Here is a 19,003-nt window from a genome sequence, read left to right as displayed (position 1 = left end):
GGATCAAGGTGCGTTTCGCGGGTTTGCCTATGGTCCGCGCATCAAAAGGACTATTGCAGATGCGCCTGACCGTCAGAACCAATATCGCCATGCGTGCATTGATGACCTGCGCGGTGAATCCCGGAAAGATCGTCCGCAAGGCCGAGATCGCCGAAGCCACCGGCGCGTCCGAGGCGCATCTGGGCGTCGTCATCAACAAACTGGCCCAGACCGGGTTCATCGAGACGATCCGCGGCCGCAACGGCGGCATCCGCCTGCGCCTGCCGCCTGAGGAGATCAGCGTCGGGCGGGTCTTTCGCACGTTCGAGGCCAACACCCCCTTTGCCGAATGCTTCTCTGCCCGCGACAACCATTGCCCCATTGCCCCGGTCTGCAAACTGCGCAACTCGCTCGATACGGCGCTGGAGGCGTTCTACGCCACGCTAGACGACGTCACGCTGAACGACCTGACCTGCAACAATGCCGGGCTCGAACGGCTGCTGTCGCTCGAACCCGTCTGCTGATCACTCCGCCGCGTTCGGGGCGGTCTTCCCGACCACCGGCCCCAGTTCCGACATCGCCGCATATTGCGACAGGAAGACCTTGCCGGTCAGCTCCTCCAGGAAATGCGCGCGCTTCAGGCGGTCCATGACCGGCCCTTTCACCTCGGACAGGTGCAGCGCGATGCCCATGGAGGCCAGCCGGTGGTTGATCGCCTCCAGCGATTCCAACGCCGACATGTCGACCTCGTTCACGGCAGAGAACATCAGGACGACATGCTTGACCCCCTCGGCCCCGACCACCCGGTCAAGGATATAGTCCTCCAGATAGCGGGCATTGGCGAAATAGAGGCTTTCATCCACCCGCAGCGTCACCATCGCGGGGTTGGTCAGCACCTCGTAGCGCTTGATGTTGCGGAAATGCTCGGACCCGTCCTGCATCAGCCCGACCTCGGCGATATGCGGGCGCGAGGTCTTGTAGAGATAGAGCGCGATGGACAGCAGAACGCCCGCCGACACGCCGACCTCCACGCCCATGGCCAGCGTCAGAAGGATCGTCGCGGCAACGGCGGTGAAATCGGCCTTCGAATAGCCCCAGGTCTTTTTCAGGATCGAGAAATCGACAAGGGACAGCACCGCCACGATGATCGTGGCCGCCAGCGTCGCCTTCGGCAGGAAGAAGATCAGCGGCGTCAGGGCGAGGGCCGCAATCGCCAGACCGACGGCGGTATAGGCCCCGGCAGCGGGCGTTTCGGCGCCTGCGTCATAGTTCACGACGGAACGGGAAAACCCGCCGGTCACCGGGAAGCCGCCGGTGAAGGCCGCGCCGATATTGGCGGCACCGAGCCCGATCAGTTCCTGATCCGGGTCAATGCGCTGGCGCTTCTTGGCCGCCAGCGTCTGTGCGACCGAGATCGACTCCACAAAGCCGATGACCGAGATCAGCAGCGCGGGCACCGCCAGCGCGCGGATCAGGTCAAGGTCGAAGGAGGGCATTGTCAGAGGCGGCAGGCTCTGCGGCACCTCACCCACGATGGCCACCCCCTGCCCGTTCAGGTCGAAAAGCCAGACAACCAGCGTCGTCACCACGACCGCCGCCACCGGTCCCGCCTTGGCAGCCACATCGGCCAGCGCCGGCGACAGGCCCAGTTTGCGCAGCGCGGGTTTCAGCCCCTTGCGCACCCAGAAGAGGAACGCCGTGGCCGTGACGCCAATGACCAGCGTGTAAAGGTTCGTCTCCGGCAGGTGATGCCAGAGAGATTCCACCAGCTCCAGCAGGTTATGACCGCCCGCCGAGACACCGAGAATGTGCTTGAGTTGGCTTGCCGCGATGATCACGCCAGAGGCGGTGATGAAGCCGGCAATCACCGGATGCGACAGGAAATTCGCCAGGAACCCGAGCTTGAACACCCCCATGGCCAGCAGCATTGCCCCTGACAGCCCCGCGAGCGTCAGCGCCGCAATGACGTAGCCCGCCGTCCCGGCCTCGGCGATCTGGCCAATGGACGCCGCTGTCATCAGCGATACCACGGCAACCGGCCCCACGGCCAATGCCCGAGAGGTGCCAAAGATGGCATATAGGATGATCGGCGCGATCGAGGCGTAAAGCCCCATCTCGGGCGGCAGGCCAGCGAGCAGCGCATAGGCCAGCGATTGCGGGATCAGCATGATCGTGACGATCACGGCGGCGATAAGGTCATTCGACAGGGCCTGTTTGTTGTAGCTCCGGCCCCAGTCGAGAATGGGCAGATATCGGGCGAGCATTGCGCACCTTTCGGAAATAGTCAGCAGAGCCGCGCAGGCGTCAGCCCGGCGGGTCCGAAAGGCCCCCGCGCCCGGGTAGGGGCACGAGGGTCAAAAGATCGGGAGGATCAGCTGGCGCTGACCTTCTCGGGTTTCACCATCCATTCACGGCCACGCAGCATGGCCTTCCAGTAGACGGGTGGCAGCAGTTTTTCCTTCAAGAACCAGGACAGGCTCGAGGGCTTCGTGCCGTCGATCAGCCATTTGGGGAAGGACGGCAGCAGCGCCCCGCCATAGCCAAACTCGGCCAGCACGATCTTGCCGCGTTCCACCGTCAGCGGGCAGGAGCCGTAGCCGTTATACATCGAGGTGGGCGAACGCCCGTCGATGTCATCGGCCAGGTTCTGCGCCACGATGGGGGCCTGCATGCGCGCCGCCGCTGCCGTCTTGGCATTGGGGGCGTTCATCACGTCACCGAGCGACCAGATATTCTCATAGGTTTTGTGACGCAGGGTGGCCTGATCGACATCGACCCATCCGGCGGCATCGGCCAGCGGCGACACACGGATGAAATCGGGCGCGGTCTGCGGCGGGCAGACATGCATCATGTCGAACTCGACCGTCACCTCGGTCGGATCGGTGTCGGGCTTGGCAACCTTGAAGGTGGCTTTCTTCGCCTCGCCATCCACCGCCACCAGATTGTGGAAGAAGTTCAGGTCGGCATTGTATTTCTCGATGTATTTCTCAAGCGCCGGGACATAGTCCTTGACGCCAAAGAGCACCCCGCCCGCATTCATGAACTGGATGTCGATATCCTTAAGCGTTCCATTGCGGAACCAGTGGTCACCGGACAGGTACAGCGCCTTTTGCGGGGCGCCTGCGCATTTGATTGGCATCGGCGGCTGCGTGAACAGCGCCCGGCCTTCCTTCAGGCCCTGCACCAGCTCCCACGTGTAAGGCGCGAGGTCATAGCGGTAATTCGAGGTCACGCCGTTCTTGCCAAGCGTGTCCACAAGCCCCTCGACCTTGTGCCAGTCGAGCTTAATGCCCGGACACACGACAAGCCGCTTGTAGCCCACCACGCGACAGCCATCTAGGATGACCGCGTTATCCTTCGGCTCGAACGCCGCGACGGCGGATTTGATCCAGTGCACGCCCTTGGGGATCAGGCTGCCCATGGTCTTGGCGGTATCAGCGGCCTCGAAGATGCCGCCCCCCACCATGGTCCAGCCGGGCTGGTAGTAGTGGATATCGGCGGGGTCGATAATGGCGATCTCCAGCCCCGGCTTGCGCGCCTTCAGTGACGACGCGGTCGAGATACCGGCAGCCCCGCCACCCACGATCACAACGTCGAAACTGGCATCGGCCCGATCCGTGGGCGTCTTGCCGCCATTGACGATGCGCCGTACGACGCCCGCCATGTCATAGCCCGCCGCCTTGGTCGAAGCGAGAATGTCGGCCACCGGCAGCGTGTCGGCATGGCTGAGCGACCAGAGCGTCGCGCAGCGCGTACCGGTGCGGCAATAGGCGAAGACGGGGCGTGGCAGCTCCTCCATCGCCTGGCCAAACGCCTCGGCATCTTCGTCCGTCACCCGGCCCGAGACCACCGGCAGGTAGCGGAATTCGAGACCCGCGGCCTTGGCCGCCGCCTCGATCTCGTCATGGTTAGGCTGGTCGGCGCCTTCACCGTCCGGCCGGTTGCAGATCACCGACCGGAAGCCCTGATCCGCGATGCGGCGCATGTCTTCCGCCGAGACCTGCGGGCTGACCGAGATCGAGGCATTGATGGTTTTGATTTCCATGGGTCTGTCCTTCCTGGCCGCACCGACTACAGCGCGTTGACCGGCACCTTGAGCATCGGGTTGCCGTCCTTGTCGGTCGGCACCTCGCCTGCGCGCATGTTCACCTGCAAGGAGGGGATGATTAGCTTGGGCATGTCAAGCTGTGCGTCACGCTCGGTGCGGAACTTGACGAATTCTTCCTTCGTCTTGCCACCACCCACATGGATGTTATGCGCCTTTTCCTCGCCCACGGTGGTTTCCCAGGCGATGTCGCGGCCATTGGGGCCGTAATCGTGGCACATGAACAGGCGCATATCGTCGGGCAGCGTCAGCACCTTCTGAATCGAGTCATAAAGCGTGCCCGCATCGCCACCGGGGAAGTCGGCACGGGCCGAGCCGCCATCGGGCATGAACAGGGTGTCGCCCACGAAGGCGGCATCGCCCATCACATGGACCATGCAGGCCGGGGTGTGGCCGGGCGTGTACATGGCAAAGGCCTGCATGTTGCCAATGGTGTAGGTGTCGCCCTCGACGAAAAGCTTGTCGAACTGGCTGCCGTCCCGCTGGAACTCGGTGCCTTCATTGAAGACTTTGCCGAACGTGTCCTGCACGACCATGATCTTGTCGCCCACGCCGATCTTGCCCCCCAGCTTCTGCTGGATATAGGGCGCGGCGGACAGGTGATCGGCATGGACGTGGGTCTCGATGATCCATTCCAGCTTGAGGTCGTTCTTCTGAACATAGGCGATCAACTCATCGGCATGTTCATAGGTGATGCGGCCGGCGGCATAGTCGATATCCATGACGGAATCGACAATGGCACAGGAGTTCGAGCTCGGGTCCTTGACGATATAGCTGATCGTGTTGGTGGCCGGGTCGAAGAACGCCTCGACTTCGGGTTTGACAGACATATCAACGGGGTAGGTCGACATTTGGGTATCCTCCAGGTATTCGGTTTGTTCAGGTTTCGGCAGGCATCAGGCCTGCGTGGGCGCCGTCGGACGGCGGAAGTGCATGAGGGCCCGCGCCGCGAAGATCCCCGCGACAAGGGCAATGGTGAAGAGAACGACCTCGGTCCGGCCGGTCCCGAGCGCTGGCAGCGCGCCACCGGGGCAGAACCCGGCAATGCCCCAGCCGATGCCGAAGACGGCCGACCCGCCGAGCAGTTTGAGGTCGATGACGTTGGAGCCGGGCAGCAGGAACTGCCGGTCAAAGATCGGCATGGGCCGTTTCAGCACGAAGCGGTAGCCCAGGAATGTCACCACCACGGCCCCGCCCATCACGAAGATCAGGCTCGGGTCCCAGGTTCCCGCGACGTCGAAGAAATTCAGCACCTTGGCGGGGTTGGCCATGCCCGAGATCGAGATGCCGAGGCCGAAGACGATGCCGATGAGATAAGCTACGATAATCCGCATTGGCTCAGGCTCCGATCACGTGACGAATGACAAAGACGGTGAGGCCAGTGAAGACCATGAACGTGGCCACGGCCGAGATCGACCGGGGCGACAGCCGCGCCATTCCGCAAACCCCGTGCCCCGATGTGCAGCCCGACCCGTAGGTCACGCCGATCCCGACGATGAACCCGCCGATCAGCAGCATGGGTGTCGAAATGGGCACCTCGACCGCAGGCATCTCGCCCATCAGCACAAGGTAAACCAGCGGGCCAGTGACCATCCCGGCAAGAATGGCCGCGCGCCAGTAGAAATCCTCGCGCGAGGCGGGGCTGAAGAACCCGGCCAGAATGCCGGTCGCGCCCATGATCCGGCCAAGGGTCAGCATCAAAAGCACCGAAGCGGTGCCGATGAGAACCCCGCCGATGGTGCTCGCCAAAGGTGTGAATTCGGTTTCCATATCGTCCTGTCTCCTTCGAACCTGCGGGGACGAATCGCGCATCCGTCCCTTGTTTTGCAGGCCCTTGTGGCTGTTTCCTACAAACTTCATCTGTGAAGCTTGTCGTCTGTCTACAGCACAGATTGCCCTGCTTCAGTGACGAAGTCACCAAAGGCTCTGGCGCACTAACCTTCGCGAATCTCGGATCAAACTGTGAAATCTTGCACAACAAACTCCTGAACCGCATCCGCGATGTCTGCCGCCGCGGTCGCATCGAGGTGGAAGTGGTGGTCGCCCGCGATGGTCATGCAGGTGTAGTCGGCGATCACGCGACCCGCACGCTGCACGAGGTCCTCCACCACCGCGTGCCGGGCGCGGATGCCATCGCTGGCCCAGATGTTCAGAACGGGGCATTGAATCGCACTCAACACGTCCTCGATGTCCCGGCGGCTCAGTTTCACGACAGAACTCGCAAAAAGCCGCGCATCCCCGCGCATGCGCACCCCGCCCGGCACGGGTTCCAGCGCCCGGTCGGCCAAAAGCTCCGACACGTGCCGGGAATTGCCCTGTGCCACACGCCGCGCGATGTAGTCCTCTCGGGTCGGAAAAATCCTCGGGGCGCGCGCCAGCTGTTTCCGCGTGCCCTCGACAAAGGCCGTCAGCGTGGACACCACGCCATCTTCGACCGGTTCCGGCACCAGCGAGTCCAGCGACACCAATGCCCGCACCCGTGCTGGCTGCGCCGCCGCGAAGAGCGCCGCGATATTGGCCCCCCGCGAATGGCCGAGCAGCACGCATTCTTCCCAGGCCAGCCGATCCAGCAAAGCCGCGATCTGCGGCAGGTCATCCCAGATGTTGTAAGTCGCATGCGCGGCGCGATGGTCACTGAGGCCCTGCCCGCTGAGATCGAGCGCCACCACGCGGCAGCCGGTCAGTCGCGGCGCCAGCACCTGGAAACTGCCCGCATGGTCCATCCAGCCATGCAGCGCCAGAACGGGCACCCCGTCCTCCGGGCCCCACTCCAGCCCGGTCAGGCGCAGCCCGTCAATGTCCCATGCGCGTTCTGTCGCGGTCACGCCACTTGCTGGGACGCGAGGCGATCGAGAACAAGCTTCGGAACCTGCCGCGCCGACATCGCACGGGGGTAAGGCAGTTCCTCCATCTCGGGCACCTCGCCATAGAGCGCCTCAAATTCCGCGTAGTTGTCGAAAACCCGGCGGGAGACATTGTCGATAAAGGTTTCAGTCGGAGCGCCGTTCGCAAGGATGATTTCGTGCTCTTCGGTTTCGATATGGTAGACCGTGTAAGTCTCGCCCAACTCGGACAGAGGCACCCGGGTAATGGTCTCGCCATTCACCAACGCTCCGGCATGGCAGATGACGCCATCCACAAGCATCCCATGATCTGCGGTGACGGTCAGGTCGGTATGCGGCAGGCCCTCGCCCAGAGATCCGGCAGCAAAGCGTACAAGCCGCAGCCGCTCCGCAGGGCCAAAGCGGGCCATGACGGTCTGGTGACCGATCCATTTGACACGGCATACTGTGCCCGCTGCCGTTGTGATCAGATCTCCGATCTCCAGCCGCTCAACAGCGACAGCTCCGCTCGGCCCGTCGATCTTGGTTCCGGCAGCGAAGCATTGCACGGTAACCGGCCCAGTGGACCACCCGGAGTCAGCTTGCATTGCAGCGAAGGTTGCGGGGAACCCGCCGATGGGCGCGGCTGGCCCGTACATGTAGTGGTCGCCTGAAGACGCGTCGAGACAGACAATGAACGTGTTGGTGCCATCCGACCAGGTGCCGACATAGGCATCGCCCGGCTGCCCGAGGAACAGCCCGTCGACCATGTTGGTATCGCCCGTGTCGAATGTGTTGCCGCCCGCGCTGTCACCCAGCGTGCCGCCAAGGGGAATATCAAGAATGAGGCCGCCTGATGCCGCGTATTGACCGATATGTGAGAAAGAAAAGTCTGCCATGATGCTATCCTGTTACACCTTCAACCTAATTATGGCCGACCCTACATCTGGGCGGCTTGAAGGCGAGCATGGCGAGGAGCATCACAAAGTCAAGACGTTCGGTGGGGCTCTATGGCATCTCCTCAATGGCCCTTTGGGAATGATGCATTCAGTGGGGGACGAGCTTAGGCCACCTGATTGGTCTGTAGCCTCTGGCGAACAATTCCAGGAACCTGACGTGCCGACATCGCTCGGGGGTAAGGCAGTTCCTCCATCTCGGGCACGTCACCGTAAAGCGCTTCGAACTCGGCAAAGTTGTCGAACACCCGGCGGCTCACGTTGTCGATGAAGGTCTCGGCGGGGGCACCGTTGGCGAGGATGATCTCATGCGCCTCGGTTTCGATGTGATAGACGGTGTAGCTCTCGCCCATCTCAGAGAGCGGAACTCGCGTGATCGTGCCACCATTCACCAGCGCGCCCGCATGGCAGATCACCCCATCCACCAACATTCCGTGATCCGCCGTGACCATCAGATCGGTATGCGGCAAGCCATCCCCCAGAGACCCGGCGGCGAACCGCACCGGCATCAGCCGTTCTGCGGGTCCGAAGCGAGTAAAGACGGTCTGGCGGCCAATCCAGGTGATGGGAACATAACGTCCGTCAGCCGTGGCCACGGCCTCTCCTATCGAAAGATGTTCTACGCGTCTGGCCCCGGTCTCAGTGGCGATAAGGCTTCCTTCCAGAAAACACATCAGCGCAATCGATGCCGACGTTGTGCCTGTATAAGTATTCACATCTACAAAAACCTCGTCCGTTGGGACGGTTCCATCAAGCGGGATAAGGTAGATCGCAGACGGCGTCTGGACGGCCAGGACTTGTGTCGCCCCGTTCACACCGAGGTTTAAGTCAATAACTTCGATGTAGGTGATGGCTTCTCCGCCAACGGTATCACCACTTGCAAGACTGCCGTTGTCATCGACGTCCGATAGGGTGAGGCTGGTAGCAATCAGGTCATCCCCGTCAGATAGACCGTTCAGAACTGAATTTGTTGGAGCCCCCTGCCAGACAGAAACCGTGTGGGCGGTTGGCATCTCAATACTCCCTGCCTAGTGCAATCAATCAATTAATTTCGATGAATAGCACTTGCAGGGCAGGGCTGACAAGCAACAACGAGATATCGGCATGGCTTGCAGCAAGTCAATCTACGCTGCCGGATCATGGCCTCGGGATGGGTCGTCGTACCAAACCTTCAAGCCACAGCCTGTCCATTCAGTCCCGCCCTTATCCACCTTGGCACCTGCCTTGCGGACATGGCACGGGGATAGGGCAGTTCCGTCATCTCCGGCACATCGCCATAGAGCGCCTCGAACTCGGCGAAATTGTCGAAGCCGCGGCGCGAGGCATTGTCGATGAAGGTCTCGGCCTGGGCCCCATTGGCAAGGATGATCTCGTGCGTGTCCGTTTCGATATGGTAGACGGTGATACCCGCCGAGAACTCCGACCGGGGCACGGGGATGATCGTGGCGCCGTTGAGCAGCGCCCCCGCTTGGCAGATGACGCCCTCCACCAGCATCCCGTGATCGGCGGTCACGGTCAGATCCGTGTGGGACTGGTCCGCGCCGAGCGCACCGGCGCTGATCCGCACCAGTTGCGAGGCCGGACCCGGCTGAAACAGCGGAAAGATCGTCTGACGTCCGATCCACTTGACGCGGGCAGAGCCCCCGTCCGCCGTGACCAGGCGATCCCCGATCGTCAGCGCCGCGACCGCGACCTCGCCCGTCTCTGTCCTGATGGGGGTATCAGCCGCAAAACAGAAAGCGTAGGGCTGAAGCGTGAGTGATGGCAGGACAGTGTCGTAGGTCACGGCCGCGGGACCGGGGTTGTAGACAAGATACTGGTTGGCGCCGAACAGGGTGACGAAAACAACCGGCATGGTGAAACCACCCATGACGACCGTCCCTTCATAGGTCGAGACGCCCCCCACCATGATATCGTTCACGGCAAAGGTGTCGTCATTGTCGAGATCCTGAAGTGTGCCGCCCGTACCGTTGACGTTCAGCAGGTTGCCGGAAGAGTCATAGGCGGCGGATGAGATATATGTGAAGTCCGTCATGTCAGGTTGCTCCTCAAGCAAGCAGATTTGTCATCTGATCCCGCAGATCGCCCGGCCCCCGACGGTGCCGCAGCATATACGCGGCGCTCCGCCTGTTGGCCGGACGGTGTGTCACCCGGCAAGACGGTAACCAAGACGGGCCACGATCCGCACCGGCACCTGCCGGGCGCTCATCGCGCGGGGGTAAGGCAGTTCCTCCATCTCGGGTACGTCGCCGTAGAGCGTCTCGAACTCCGCGAAATTGTCGAAGGCCCGGCGGCTGACATTGTCGATAAACGTTTCCGCAGGAGCGCCGTTGGCGAGGATGATCTCATGCGCCTCGGTTTCGATGTGGTAGACGGTGTAGCTCTCGCCCATTTCGGCCAAAGGCACCCGTGTGATCGTCGTGCCGTTCACCAAAGCCCCCGCGTGGCAGATCACGTCATCCACCAGCATCCCGTGATCGGCGGTCACTATCAGATCGTTATGGGGCAAACCATCGCCCAAAGACCCGGCAGCAAAGCGCACCGGCATCAACCGCTCGGCGGGACCGAAGAGGGTCATCACGGTTTGCCGCCCGATCCATTTGACCGCTACAGCAGCGCCGGTTCCGGTCGACACAAGGTCGCCGATCTGCACCGTCTCGACCGCGGTTTCTCCATCCGGCGTGGCAATCATCGTCCCCGCCGCAAAGCAGGTCAGGTTGAGATCGAAAAACCCACCGAGTCCGCTGTCGTCCTCGAACAGGAGACGGATCGTTGACGGCGACCCGCCCGAGACCCAGTCACTGAGCGAAATGGTATAGGTGAATGTCCCGGCATTGGCGTCGATAAACACCGGATCTGACCCGGTAAACCCTTGGTCGGTGACTGTGTAAGGGCCATCGTCGTAGTAAGGGGATCCGCCAGACGTGCTGCCAAGGTTGAAGGTAAAGGTATAGGCATTGCCGGAACCAAGATCCTTGTCGCCGCCCGCGTTGTTAGGATTGAGGGAATCAAATCCGGTGGGAGGCGTTTCAGGTGCTGTAAGCGTCGACATCAGGGCAGCTCCATTGACTGATGAAAAGGAGTTACCGGTACTCTTCCGGCAGGGTGTATGGGTCCTTCCAGACCCGCGCGCCCCACCGGCCATTTGGCAGGCGGCGGCCAGTGAAACGGCGCACCGCATCGCGGGATTTGCCGTAGCGTTGCGCTTGGTAATGGGTGGCGTCCTTGGGCAAGGAGTCGTGCCAGAACCGCATCAGCCGCGCCGCACTTCCATGCCCGTAGGGTGCCACGAGGTCCAATAGCCAGACACGGTCGCCGGAGGTCCATTCCTCCGATGTCAGAAGCGTGCCGCTGATCAGCTTCTGTTCGGCTTCAGTGTCGACCAGAGCAAAGGTAATCACCCCTCGGGGAACATGGTCCTGCCGCATGACGGCAAAATTCCCGGTGTCGATGGCCGGTTGCAGAACGCTGCGCAACTGCGCGACGCTCGCGGCCTGGTAGATCGGAGCCCGCATGTACAGGAACATGAGTTCTCCCAATCCGTAGATCTGTTCCTTGGCCGGGAACTCACCGCCTGATTGCAGTACTCGTGGCCTCATGGCTGCCAGGCCCCCATGCCGGTGCGGATCCGACCGTCTGCCACGAGTGGACAGGTCTGGCTTGACGGGTTCCCCCGGGCCGCGCCGATGAAAGCGGTCCGGCTCTGGCGAGGGAACGGAGGACAGGCATCGGCGACAGCCTCTGACGGGCCTCGGCGCAGGGGGGGATAGAATATGCGGCTGGCCTCAAGGCCTGACGTTGAGGATGCACCGGGTCTATTCACTATCGCCATCGTATCCTTCGCCCATCCCGAACCAACGCCCGGTTGATGGCCTGGATAGCATCCTGGCCGGGGTGCCTGCATTGACCACGACAAACCACGAAGCAGGGCAAGACATCCGGCGTTTTTTGCCGGCAACCGGACGGGCACCCGGGATTTCGCCCTACCGTTCGCGGCAGATGTCCCCTGATCGACCATCAGCTGCTCCGAGATATGCCTGTTCGCACACGAGACGGTCACGCTCAGGCGGCTCCCACCAGGCCGAACTTCGCACGCAGCCTCAGGGGCACCTGCCGGGCGCTCATCGCGCGGGGGTAAGGCAGTTCCTCCATCTCGGGTACGTCGCCGTAGAGCGTCTCGAACTCCGCGAAATTGTCGAAGGCCCGGCGGCTGACATTGTCGATGAAGGTTTCCGCTGGAGCGCCGTTGGCGAGGATGATCTCATGCGCCTCGGTTTCGATGTGGTAGACGGTGTAGCTCTCGCCCATTTCGGCCAAAGGCACCCGTGTGATCGTCGTGCCGTTCACCAAAGCACCCGCGTGGCAGATCACGTCATCCACCAGCATCCCGTGATCGGCGGTCACTGTCAGATCGTTATGGGGCAAACCATCGCCCAAAGACCCGGCAGCAAAGCGCACCGGCATCGACCGCTCGGCGGGACCGAAGAGGGTCATCACCGTTTGCCGCCCGATCCATTTGACGGCAACGCTGCGGCCCTCTGCGGTCAGCACCCTGTCGCCGATTGCCAAACTCTCTACTGCGACCTCCCCGTTCGGGCTTGCAATGGCCGTCCCTTCCGCGAAGCACAGGTAGAGGTTCGGACTGTTTTCGGGGTTCTGATAGACATTCGACGTCCCGCTTGCCCCCACGGCATTATTGAAGGCCGAAACGTCATCGACGGCAATATAGAAGAACGAGTTGGTGGCATTGGTGAAAATGGGGAACTCCAGACCGTTCGCGCTGACCGTATAGCCGGAGAAGGAAAATCCATTGGCGGAGACGGTATCCAAACCGGCGACCAGCTGCCCATCCCCATCCGTGTCCGTCACCGACAAGGTGCCCCCCTGAGGGAAGGAATTGCTCCAGTTCAGCTGGGTTCCGGGATCGCCCAGATTGTTGACAATGTTCGGGCCGGTAACCGTGACATCGCTGGCCTGAATGGCCAGCCAACCGCCGGTTTGGTAGATGATATCGGGCATGAGGGTTTACTCCTGCAATCGGGAAAAAACCGGCCTGCGCAGGCACGGTTATGATCAGTGGACGTTAGCCAAGGTGGCGAGCACGCAGCCCAAGGGCGCTTTGGATCTCAACTGGCACCTGACGGGCGCTCATCGCGCGGGCGTAGGGCAGTTCTTCCATCTCCGGCACGTCGCCGTAGAGCGCGTCGAACTCGGCGTAGTTGTCGAAGGCGCGGCGGCTGACATTGTCGATGAACGTCTCGGAAGGGGCGCCATTGGCGAGGATGATTTCGTGCACCTCGGTCTCAACGTGGTAGACCGTGTAGCCCTCCCCCATTTCGGCCAAAGGCACCCGCGTGATCGTGGTCCCATTCACCAGCGCCCCCGCGTGGCAGATGACACAATCCACCAGCATCCCGTGATCAGCAGTAACGGTCAGGTCGGTATGTGGCAGGCCGTCACCCAAAGACCCGGCAGCAAAGCGCACTGGCATCAGCCGTTCAGCAGGGCCGAAGCGGGTGGAGACGGTCTGGCGTCCGATCCATTTTACGGGAACCTCGCGCCCATCGGCACAGCGCACATGGTCGCCGATGCCCAGGCTTTCCACCGCCCTCTCCCCCAGGGGGGTCGAGATCAATGTGCCTTCCGCGAAACAGACGGTGAAAGGGCTCGTCGTCAGTAAAAAGCTCGACGTGTTCGGGTAGCTGCTGCTGACTGTGGCCCCTATGACATAGGTGAAATTCTGCGTGCTGAAGACCGGGTAGGTCTGACCGGAAAACGGCAGGTTCCCGTCAAAGCTGGCGGGCAGAGTGGTGGCCCCGCTTTGGTAGGTCAGGGACTCGCTGGTGGTGAACGTATTGTCCGACGCGGGATTTCCGTCAGTGACCGTGAAAGCTCCAATACTGCTGATCGGGCCTTCGCCAACCAGGTTCCCGGTCGCGTCGTAAATCGTGACGATGGTGTTGGTCGGTACGTCAAAAGTCGCCATGGCGTGCTTACTGCCCTTGAAAAAACGACCCTCCGCATGCGGGCGGCAGTCGTGATTAATGAAATGGAAGGGCAGGCACTCGATAACCAGAACCGTCAGCGCGGACACCTGCCCCCATGCGCTGGCAATGTGCTACCGCAGGCAGAAAGCAGACCAAACGTGGCTTTTCTTATGTGTCGGATATTATGTGTCATTTCTTGCATATTCCGTGCCCTGCTGATTGTCCCCGGTGCTCAGGAACACGGTCAGCTCATTCTGGTGGGCACGGGTCATCGGATCGGGCACGAGGCCGATCCGCATCGCCAGCGCGGCAAGGTCGGCACGGTTACGACAGCCGGTCTTGTTCTGCAGGGCGCTGATCCTCTGGCGCACCGTTGAAATGGACACGCCAAGCCGGGCGGATATCTCCTTGTCGGTCATGCCAGCGCCAACCGACTCGACGATCTCGCGCTGTTTTTCGGTCAGCTTGTTGCGCTCCATGAATTCGGTCTTGAACAGTTCCATATGCCGGATATGGGCATAGAGCGCACAGGCATGCAGCACCCACCCGTGCTGCGCCATCAGTTCCTCGAACTCCGCCCTCGGCAGATCGGCGGCCAGCATCATATGCGCGGCCTGCCCCGGATCGGTCATCCGCATGGGAATCGCAATGCCGCTGCGTCCGCCATATTTCTCGGCTGTCTGCTTGAGCAGAAAGGCCCGCTCCTCATCCATATTATGCATGAGGTCGTGATACTCGTATCCGGTCAGGACCGGTTCCAGACGGTTGATCGAATGCAGCCGAAAGGTTGATTTGCGCCGTACCCGCGTGTCGGCATTGGCAAAGTCGATCCAGCTGGAATCGATCGTCGTGCGGATGAACTGAACCTTCTGCCAGTTCTGGTAGTCGGTGGCGATCACGTAGTCGACCAGCGTAATCCCCTTGCACTTCGCCAGATCGACGAACAGCCGCCAGGCCTCTTCGGAGGTTTTCGTCTCATTCAGGGCCGTCACAAAGGTAAGAATGTCCTGCGGCAGAATCGTGCAGGGCGCGGCATTCAACTCGGAACTCTGGGTCAAAGGGACCTCATCTGATCTGGGCCCGTTGCGCTATTGAAATGCGTGTGGGGTCAAAAACGGGAGAGTCTCACAGGGCGAGCCGCGCTTCAAGACAGCGTGCATGTGGTGGCTGGTCGCTCCCTTGCCGCTGGCAGCCGGGCGGCGTGGTCGCGGGGCATCCCGGGTCCTGCCGAACCGGGGTAGTCACACCTCACGCCGCTTCCGACTGCGCCAGTTTCGCAATGCTCGCCTCGTCCAGCAGTTCCACGTTTCCGCGCGTCTGCTTGATCCAGTCGCGGCGCTGGAATTCGGACAACTGGCGCGAGATCACCTCGCGCGCGGTGCCCAGTTCCGCCGCCAGTTGCTGATGCGTGGCCTTGACGGTGGCGCCTTGTTTCAGGTCCAGCAGCTTTTGCGCCAGCCGGATATCCATGCGTTGAAATGCGATATCCTCGATGACGTGGAACAGGTCGGTGATCCGCTTGGAATAGGCAGAAAAGACGAAAGTACGGAACTCCTTGGACTGCGAGATCAGGTCATCAAAGACCGAACGGGGAATCGCGGCGGCCTTGATATCGGTCTCGGCCACGCCTTCGGCACTGTAGTCTTCATAAGCCAGCAGGCAGGCGGTGGTCATGACGCAGCTTTCGCCCGCCTGAACCCGGTAGAGCACGATCTCGCGCCCGTTTTCCGCCAGTTGCTGCACACGCACCGTGCCATCCAGCAGGAACAGCAGGTTTTCCGGCGAATTGCCGGGACCGAAGATCACCGTGCCCTTGGGCATCTTGATCACGGTAGAGCGTGTCTCAAGGATTCCGCGGATGCGCTCGGGCAACCGCGACAGCCCCTGAAAGCGGGAAATCCAGTCTTCGCTCATGCCTTGGACCTTCCATAATTGACCGCGCAAACCCTGCCCCCCGAGAACGCGGCGTCAAGCCCTTCTGCCGGGGATGGTATCCCGACCGCAGCTTGATCATAGTCAAAGCGGAAGGGACGCCTTCTGAGATAACGGTGCAGCATGGCTATCTCAAGACGCACCATTGCAGCGGGACACGCGGCCTTTGAGACGCGGAATCTCACCAAGACCTATGGCGAAGGAGAGGCCGCCGTTCACGCGTTGCGCGGGGTGGACCTGACCATTCCAGCGGGCGAATTCGTCGTGCTGCTCGGGCCATCAGGATCCGGCAAGTCGACGCTGCTCAATATTCTCGGCGGGTTGGACAGCGCCAGCGAGGGGCAGGCATTTTTCGGGCAGGAGGAACTGACGGCGATGAGTGACCGGCAGCTCACGCAGTACCGGCGCAATCATGTGGGCTTCGTCTTTCAGTTCTACAACCTGATGCCGTCGCTCACCGCCGAGGAAAACGTGGAACTGGTGACAGAAATCGCCCGCGACCCGATGGCCCCGTCAGAAGCGCTTTCCCTTGTGGGTCTCACTGACCGCATCACCCATTTCCCCGCACAGCTTTCGGGCGGCGAACAGCAGCGGGTGGCCATCGCCCGCGCAATCTCCAAACGCCCCACGGTGCTGCTTTGCGACGAGCCCACGGGCGCGCTCGATTCCACCACCGGGCGAGAGGTGCTGCGGGTGCTGCGCGATGTGAACGAGGAACTGGGCACCACGGTGCTGATCGTCACCCATGCGGCGGCGACCGGCGACATGGCCGACCGGGTGATCCGCTTTGCCGACGGGGCGATCCGCGATGTGACGCTCAATAAAACCAAGCTCGACCCGAAGGACATCCATTGGTAGGCCCGCTGACCCATAAGCTGTGGCGCGACCTGTGGCACATGAAGGGACAGGCCGCCGCGATTGCCGCCGTGATTGCCGTGGGGGTGTTGCTGCTGGTCATGCAAACCGGGCTGGTGACCTCGCTTCAGGAAACCCGAGACGCCTATTACGACCGCTACCGCATGGCGCAGGTCTTTGCCCCCGCTGCCCGCGCGCCCAACCATCTGATCGAGCGTCTGGCGGAAATCCCCGGCGTCACCGCTGCCTATGGAAGGGTCACCGGCAGCGCGCTCATTGACGTGGAAAATCGTGCCCTTCCGGTGCAAGCACAGGCGATTTCCGTGCCCGACCGGGGCGAGCCTCCGGTGAACGGCTACCTGCTGGTCGATGGCCGTCATCTGAACACGCGGCAGGAGGATGAGATCCTTTTGCTGGAAAGCTTCGCCCGCGCCCATGACCTGCATCCGGGCGACACCCTGTCCGCCACCATGAACGGCGCGCGGCGGCATTTCCGCATCGTGGGCCTCGCGCAAGGCCCTGAGTTTCTCTATGTCGCCGCTCCGGGCGAGATTATCCCCGACGACGCCCGGTTCGGCGTGATCTGGATGAGCCGCTCGGCCCTTGCCGCCGCCTATGACATGGCAGGCGCGTTCAACGAGGCACTTCTGACCCTTGGCCGTACCGCTCGGGAGGCCGAGGTTCTGGCCGCCGTCGACCGTATCCTCGACCCCTACGGAGGGCTTGGCGCCTATGGGCTGGAGGATCATGGGTCCGACCGCTTCGTGACCGAAGAAATCGCGGGGCTACGCGCCACATCGAAATCGGTCCCGCCCATCTTCCTAGGGGTCGCGGCCTTCCTGCTCTATATCGTCATGACACGCATCATCCAGTCCGAGCGCGAGGAAATCGGGCTAATGAAGGCCTTCGGCTATACCGACCGCGAGGTGGCCCTGCATTACCTGCGCATGGTGCTGGTGATCGCGGGGGGCGGGGCCGTGATCGGGGCGCTATTGGGCATCCTCGCGGGTCGGTTACAGGTGCAGGTCTATCTGGAATTCTACAAGTTCCCCTTCCTCGTCTTTCGCGTCGACCCGGCTGCGATCATCTGGGGGGTGGGCCTGTCGATACTGGTGGCCTCGCTCGGCGGGCTGATGGTGCTGGCGCGCGTCTTCCGCCTGACGCCCGCCGCCGCCATGCGCCCCCCTGCCCCGCCCGACTATTCGCGCACGGGGCGCATCGGCGCGGCCTTCAACCGGTTCCTCGACCAGCCCTCTCGCATGGTGCTGCGCCGGATCACCCGTCAGCCGATCCGCATGGCGGGCAGCACCGTAGGCATCGCCTGCGGCATGGGGCTGTCGGTCGCCATGATTGCCCTGATGGCCAGTTTCGACAGCACCATAGAGCACACGTTTTCCGTGGCAGACCGCTCCGACCTCAATGTCAGCTTCACCCATGCGGTCAGCGAGGACGCCATCTTCGCCCTGCAACGGATGGAAGGCGTGATCGAGGTGGAACCGATGCGCCATGTCCCGGTGGTTTTCCGCAACGGTCTGCACAGCTATCAGGGCGCGCTGTCGGGTCTGGTGCCGGACGCGCGTCTGTTCCGGGCGCTCGACAGCGATGACCGAGAGATTGCCATGCGCGAGGATGGGGTGATCCTGGGGGCCGCCCTGGCCCGCATCCTGCAAATCGAACCGGGCGACCGGCTGACCGTCGAAATGCGTCAGGGTCGGCAGGACGTTCTGGACCTGCCCGTTGTCGGCATCGCCGAAACCCGCATGGGCGCGCCCGCCTATATGGAGCTTGCCGCCCTGAACCGCGCGATTGGTGAGCCGGGGCGGATCAGCGGCGTGTATCTCAGGATCGACACCAATCAGGCCGATGAGCTCTATGAGCGGCTGAATGACATCCCCACCATCGCCGGGGTCAGCCTGAAATCCGACAGCCGCGACGCGTTTCAGCGGATCATGGATACCGGCGCGGGCGCGGTGCGCTATGTCATGGCCTTCATTGCGGGCGTGATCACTTTCGGCGTGGTCTACAACGCCGCCCGCATCGCCTATGCCGAACGCGCCCGCGACCTGGCGTCCTTGCGCGTCGTGGGCTTCACCCGCGCCGAGGTCAGCTTCGTTCTGCTTGGTGAGCTGGTCGTCGTCACCCTGCTGGCGATCCCCATCGGGTCCGGTTTCGGCTTCGGTCTGGCCTGGGCGGTCAGCGAGGCCTTTTCCAACGATATCTACCAGGTTTCCGCCTATCCCGACCCCAGTTCCATCGGCACGGCAGCCGTTGCCGTGCTGGCTTCGGCGGCGTTTTCCGGCTGGATGGTCAAACGCCAGATCGACAAGGCCGATCTTGTCCTGGCCCTGAAAACGAGGGAGTAACTCC

18 protein-coding genes are annotated in these 19,003 nt (G+C 62.2%); 3 read left to right on the top strand and 15 right to left on the bottom strand.

Translation table 11 applies throughout. The features are described from left to right. Positions 1–59 precede the first annotated feature (59 nt). Positions 60–503: an RrF2 family transcriptional regulator gene (locus ACOOEX_RS06870; RefSeq protein WP_420397726.1), complete on the top strand. Its 444-nt coding sequence runs from the start codon at positions 60–62 to the stop codon at positions 501–503. On the opposite strand, the gene ACOOEX_RS06865 is transcribed toward ACOOEX_RS06870, so the two are convergent. The 15 genes from ACOOEX_RS06865 to ACOOEX_RS06795 form a co-directional block, all read right to left on the bottom strand. After that, complete coding sequence (locus ACOOEX_RS06865; RefSeq protein ID WP_420397725.1) at positions 504–2,243, bottom strand: SulP family inorganic anion transporter; 1,740 nt, start codon at positions 2,241–2,243, stop codon at positions 504–506. A gap of 107 nt (positions 2,244–2,350) precedes the next feature. Next, positions 2,351–4,024 carry a TIGR01244 family sulfur transferase gene (locus tag ACOOEX_RS06860; RefSeq protein WP_420397724.1) on the bottom strand — a complete coding sequence of 558 codons (1,674 nt, stop codon included), beginning with the start codon at positions 4,022–4,024 and terminating at the stop codon, positions 2,351–2,353. Between the two features lie 26 nt (positions 4,025–4,050). Beyond that, entirely contained in the window at positions 4,051–4,935 is an 885-nt protein-coding gene (locus ACOOEX_RS06855; RefSeq protein WP_420397723.1) for an MBL fold metallo-hydrolase, read from the bottom strand. 45 nt (positions 4,936–4,980) lie between these two features. After that, entirely contained in the window at positions 4,981–5,418 is a 438-nt protein-coding gene (locus ACOOEX_RS06850; protein ID WP_420397722.1) for a DUF6691 family protein, read from the bottom strand. A 4-nt stretch (positions 5,419–5,422) separates the two neighbouring features. Next, a complete protein-coding gene (locus ACOOEX_RS06845) occupies positions 5,423–5,854 on the bottom strand; it encodes a YeeE/YedE family protein (RefSeq protein ID WP_420397721.1) in 432 nt (143 codons plus the stop codon). A gap of 185 nt (positions 5,855–6,039) precedes the next feature. Then, positions 6,040–6,909 (bottom strand): alpha/beta fold hydrolase, encoded by an 870-nt coding sequence (locus ACOOEX_RS06840; protein WP_420397720.1) that lies wholly within the window; start codon positions 6,907–6,909, stop codon positions 6,040–6,042. Continuing rightward, on the bottom strand, positions 6,906–7,805 hold the full coding sequence (locus tag ACOOEX_RS06835) for a Hint domain-containing protein (RefSeq protein ID WP_420397719.1): 900 nt from the start codon (positions 7,803–7,805) through the stop codon (positions 6,906–6,908). The genes ACOOEX_RS06840 and ACOOEX_RS06835 overlap by 4 nt, the downstream gene beginning before the upstream one ends. Positions 7,806–7,969: 164 nt before the next feature. Next, the gene (locus ACOOEX_RS06830) at positions 7,970–8,536 is read right to left on the bottom strand and encodes a Hint domain-containing protein (RefSeq protein ID WP_420398340.1); all 567 of its coding nucleotides are present in this window, start codon (positions 8,534–8,536) and stop codon (positions 7,970–7,972) included. Positions 8,537–9,033: 497 nt separating this feature from the next. Beyond that, entirely contained in the window at positions 9,034–9,897 is an 864-nt protein-coding gene (locus tag ACOOEX_RS06825) for a Hint domain-containing protein (RefSeq protein WP_420397718.1), read from the bottom strand. 111 nt (positions 9,898–10,008) lie between these two features. Next, positions 10,009–10,914, bottom strand: coding sequence for a Hint domain-containing protein (locus ACOOEX_RS06820; protein WP_420397717.1), 906 nt, complete (start codon positions 10,912–10,914; stop codon positions 10,009–10,011). Between the two features lie 31 nt (positions 10,915–10,945). After that, positions 10,946–11,461, bottom strand: a complete 516-nt coding sequence (locus tag ACOOEX_RS06815; RefSeq protein ID WP_420397716.1) for a toxin-activating lysine-acyltransferase — start codon at positions 11,459–11,461, stop codon at positions 10,946–10,948. 463 nt (positions 11,462–11,924) lie between these two features. Continuing rightward, positions 11,925–12,881, bottom strand: a complete 957-nt coding sequence (locus ACOOEX_RS06810) for a Hint domain-containing protein (protein ID WP_420397715.1) — start codon at positions 12,879–12,881, stop codon at positions 11,925–11,927. A 64-nt stretch (positions 12,882–12,945) separates the two neighbouring features. Next, on the bottom strand, positions 12,946–13,848 hold the full coding sequence (locus tag ACOOEX_RS06805; RefSeq protein ID WP_420397714.1) for a Hint domain-containing protein: 903 nt from the start codon (positions 13,846–13,848) through the stop codon (positions 12,946–12,948). Positions 13,849–14,031: 183 nt separating this feature from the next. Then, positions 14,032–14,907, bottom strand: a complete 876-nt coding sequence (locus ACOOEX_RS06800; protein ID WP_420397713.1) for a helix-turn-helix transcriptional regulator — start codon at positions 14,905–14,907, stop codon at positions 14,032–14,034. A gap of 190 nt (positions 14,908–15,097) precedes the next feature. Beyond that, on the bottom strand, positions 15,098–15,763 hold the full coding sequence (locus tag ACOOEX_RS06795; protein WP_420397712.1) for a Crp/Fnr family transcriptional regulator: 666 nt from the start codon (positions 15,761–15,763) through the stop codon (positions 15,098–15,100). A 141-nt stretch (positions 15,764–15,904) separates the two neighbouring features. Here ACOOEX_RS06795 and ACOOEX_RS06790 point away from each other — a divergent pair, with 141 nt between their 5' ends. Then, positions 15,905–16,639 (top strand): ABC transporter ATP-binding protein, encoded by a 735-nt coding sequence (locus tag ACOOEX_RS06790; protein WP_420397711.1) that lies wholly within the window; start codon positions 15,905–15,907, stop codon positions 16,637–16,639. Then, positions 16,633–18,999 carry an FtsX-like permease family protein gene (locus ACOOEX_RS06785; protein ID WP_420397710.1) on the top strand — a complete coding sequence of 789 codons (2,367 nt, stop codon included), beginning with the start codon at positions 16,633–16,635 and terminating at the stop codon, positions 18,997–18,999. Before ACOOEX_RS06790 ends, ACOOEX_RS06785 begins: the two co-directional genes overlap by 7 nt. The last annotated feature ends 4 nt before the right edge of the window (positions 19,000–19,003 follow it).

The organism is Nioella sp. (assembly GCF_965215655.1).
GTDB lineage: Bacteria > Pseudomonadota > Alphaproteobacteria > Rhodobacterales > Rhodobacteraceae > Nioella.
The sequence above is the reverse complement of the archived record's forward strand: the minus strand, read 5'-3'. Positions and strand labels throughout refer to the sequence as shown.

Coding starts and splice junctions, on each gene's coding strand:
- ACOOEX_RS06870 (WP_420397726.1), top strand. CDS start 60: ATGCGCCTGACCGTCAGAACCAATATCGCCATGCGTGCATTGATGACC.
- ACOOEX_RS06865 (WP_420397725.1), bottom strand. CDS start 2,243: ATGCTCGCCCGATATCTGCCCATTCTCGACTGGGGCCGGAGCTACAAC.
- ACOOEX_RS06860 (WP_420397724.1), bottom strand. CDS start 4,024: ATGGAAATCAAAACCATCAATGCCTCGATCTCGGTCAGCCCGCAGGTC.
- ACOOEX_RS06855 (WP_420397723.1), bottom strand. CDS start 4,935: ATGTCGACCTACCCCGTTGATATGTCTGTCAAACCCGAAGTCGAGGCG.
- ACOOEX_RS06850 (WP_420397722.1), bottom strand. CDS start 5,418: ATGCGGATTATCGTAGCTTATCTCATCGGCATCGTCTTCGGCCTCGGC.
- ACOOEX_RS06845 (WP_420397721.1), bottom strand. CDS start 5,854: ATGGAAACCGAATTCACACCTTTGGCGAGCACCATCGGCGGGGTTCTC.
- ACOOEX_RS06835 (WP_420397719.1), bottom strand. CDS start 7,805: ATGGCAGACTTTTCTTTCTCACATATCGGTCAATACGCGGCATCAGGC.
- ACOOEX_RS06830 (WP_420398340.1), bottom strand. CDS start 8,536: ATGTGTTTTCTGGAAGGAAGCCTTATCGCCACTGAGACCGGGGCCAGA.
- ACOOEX_RS06825 (WP_420397718.1), bottom strand. CDS start 9,897: ATGACGGACTTCACATATATCTCATCCGCCGCCTATGACTCTTCCGGC.
- ACOOEX_RS06820 (WP_420397717.1), bottom strand. CDS start 10,914: ATGTCGACGCTTACAGCACCTGAAACGCCTCCCACCGGATTTGATTCC.
- ACOOEX_RS06815 (WP_420397716.1), bottom strand. CDS start 11,461: ATGAGGCCACGAGTACTGCAATCAGGCGGTGAGTTCCCGGCCAAGGAA.
- ACOOEX_RS06810 (WP_420397715.1), bottom strand. CDS start 12,881: ATGCCCGATATCATCTACCAAACCGGCGGTTGGCTGGCCATTCAGGCC.
- ACOOEX_RS06805 (WP_420397714.1), bottom strand. CDS start 13,848: ATGGCGACTTTTGACGTACCGACCAACACCATCGTCACGATTTACGAC.
- ACOOEX_RS06795 (WP_420397712.1), bottom strand. CDS start 15,763: ATGAGCGAAGACTGGATTTCCCGCTTTCAGGGGCTGTCGCGGTTGCCC.
- ACOOEX_RS06790 (WP_420397711.1), top strand. CDS start 15,905: ATGGCTATCTCAAGACGCACCATTGCAGCGGGACACGCGGCCTTTGAG.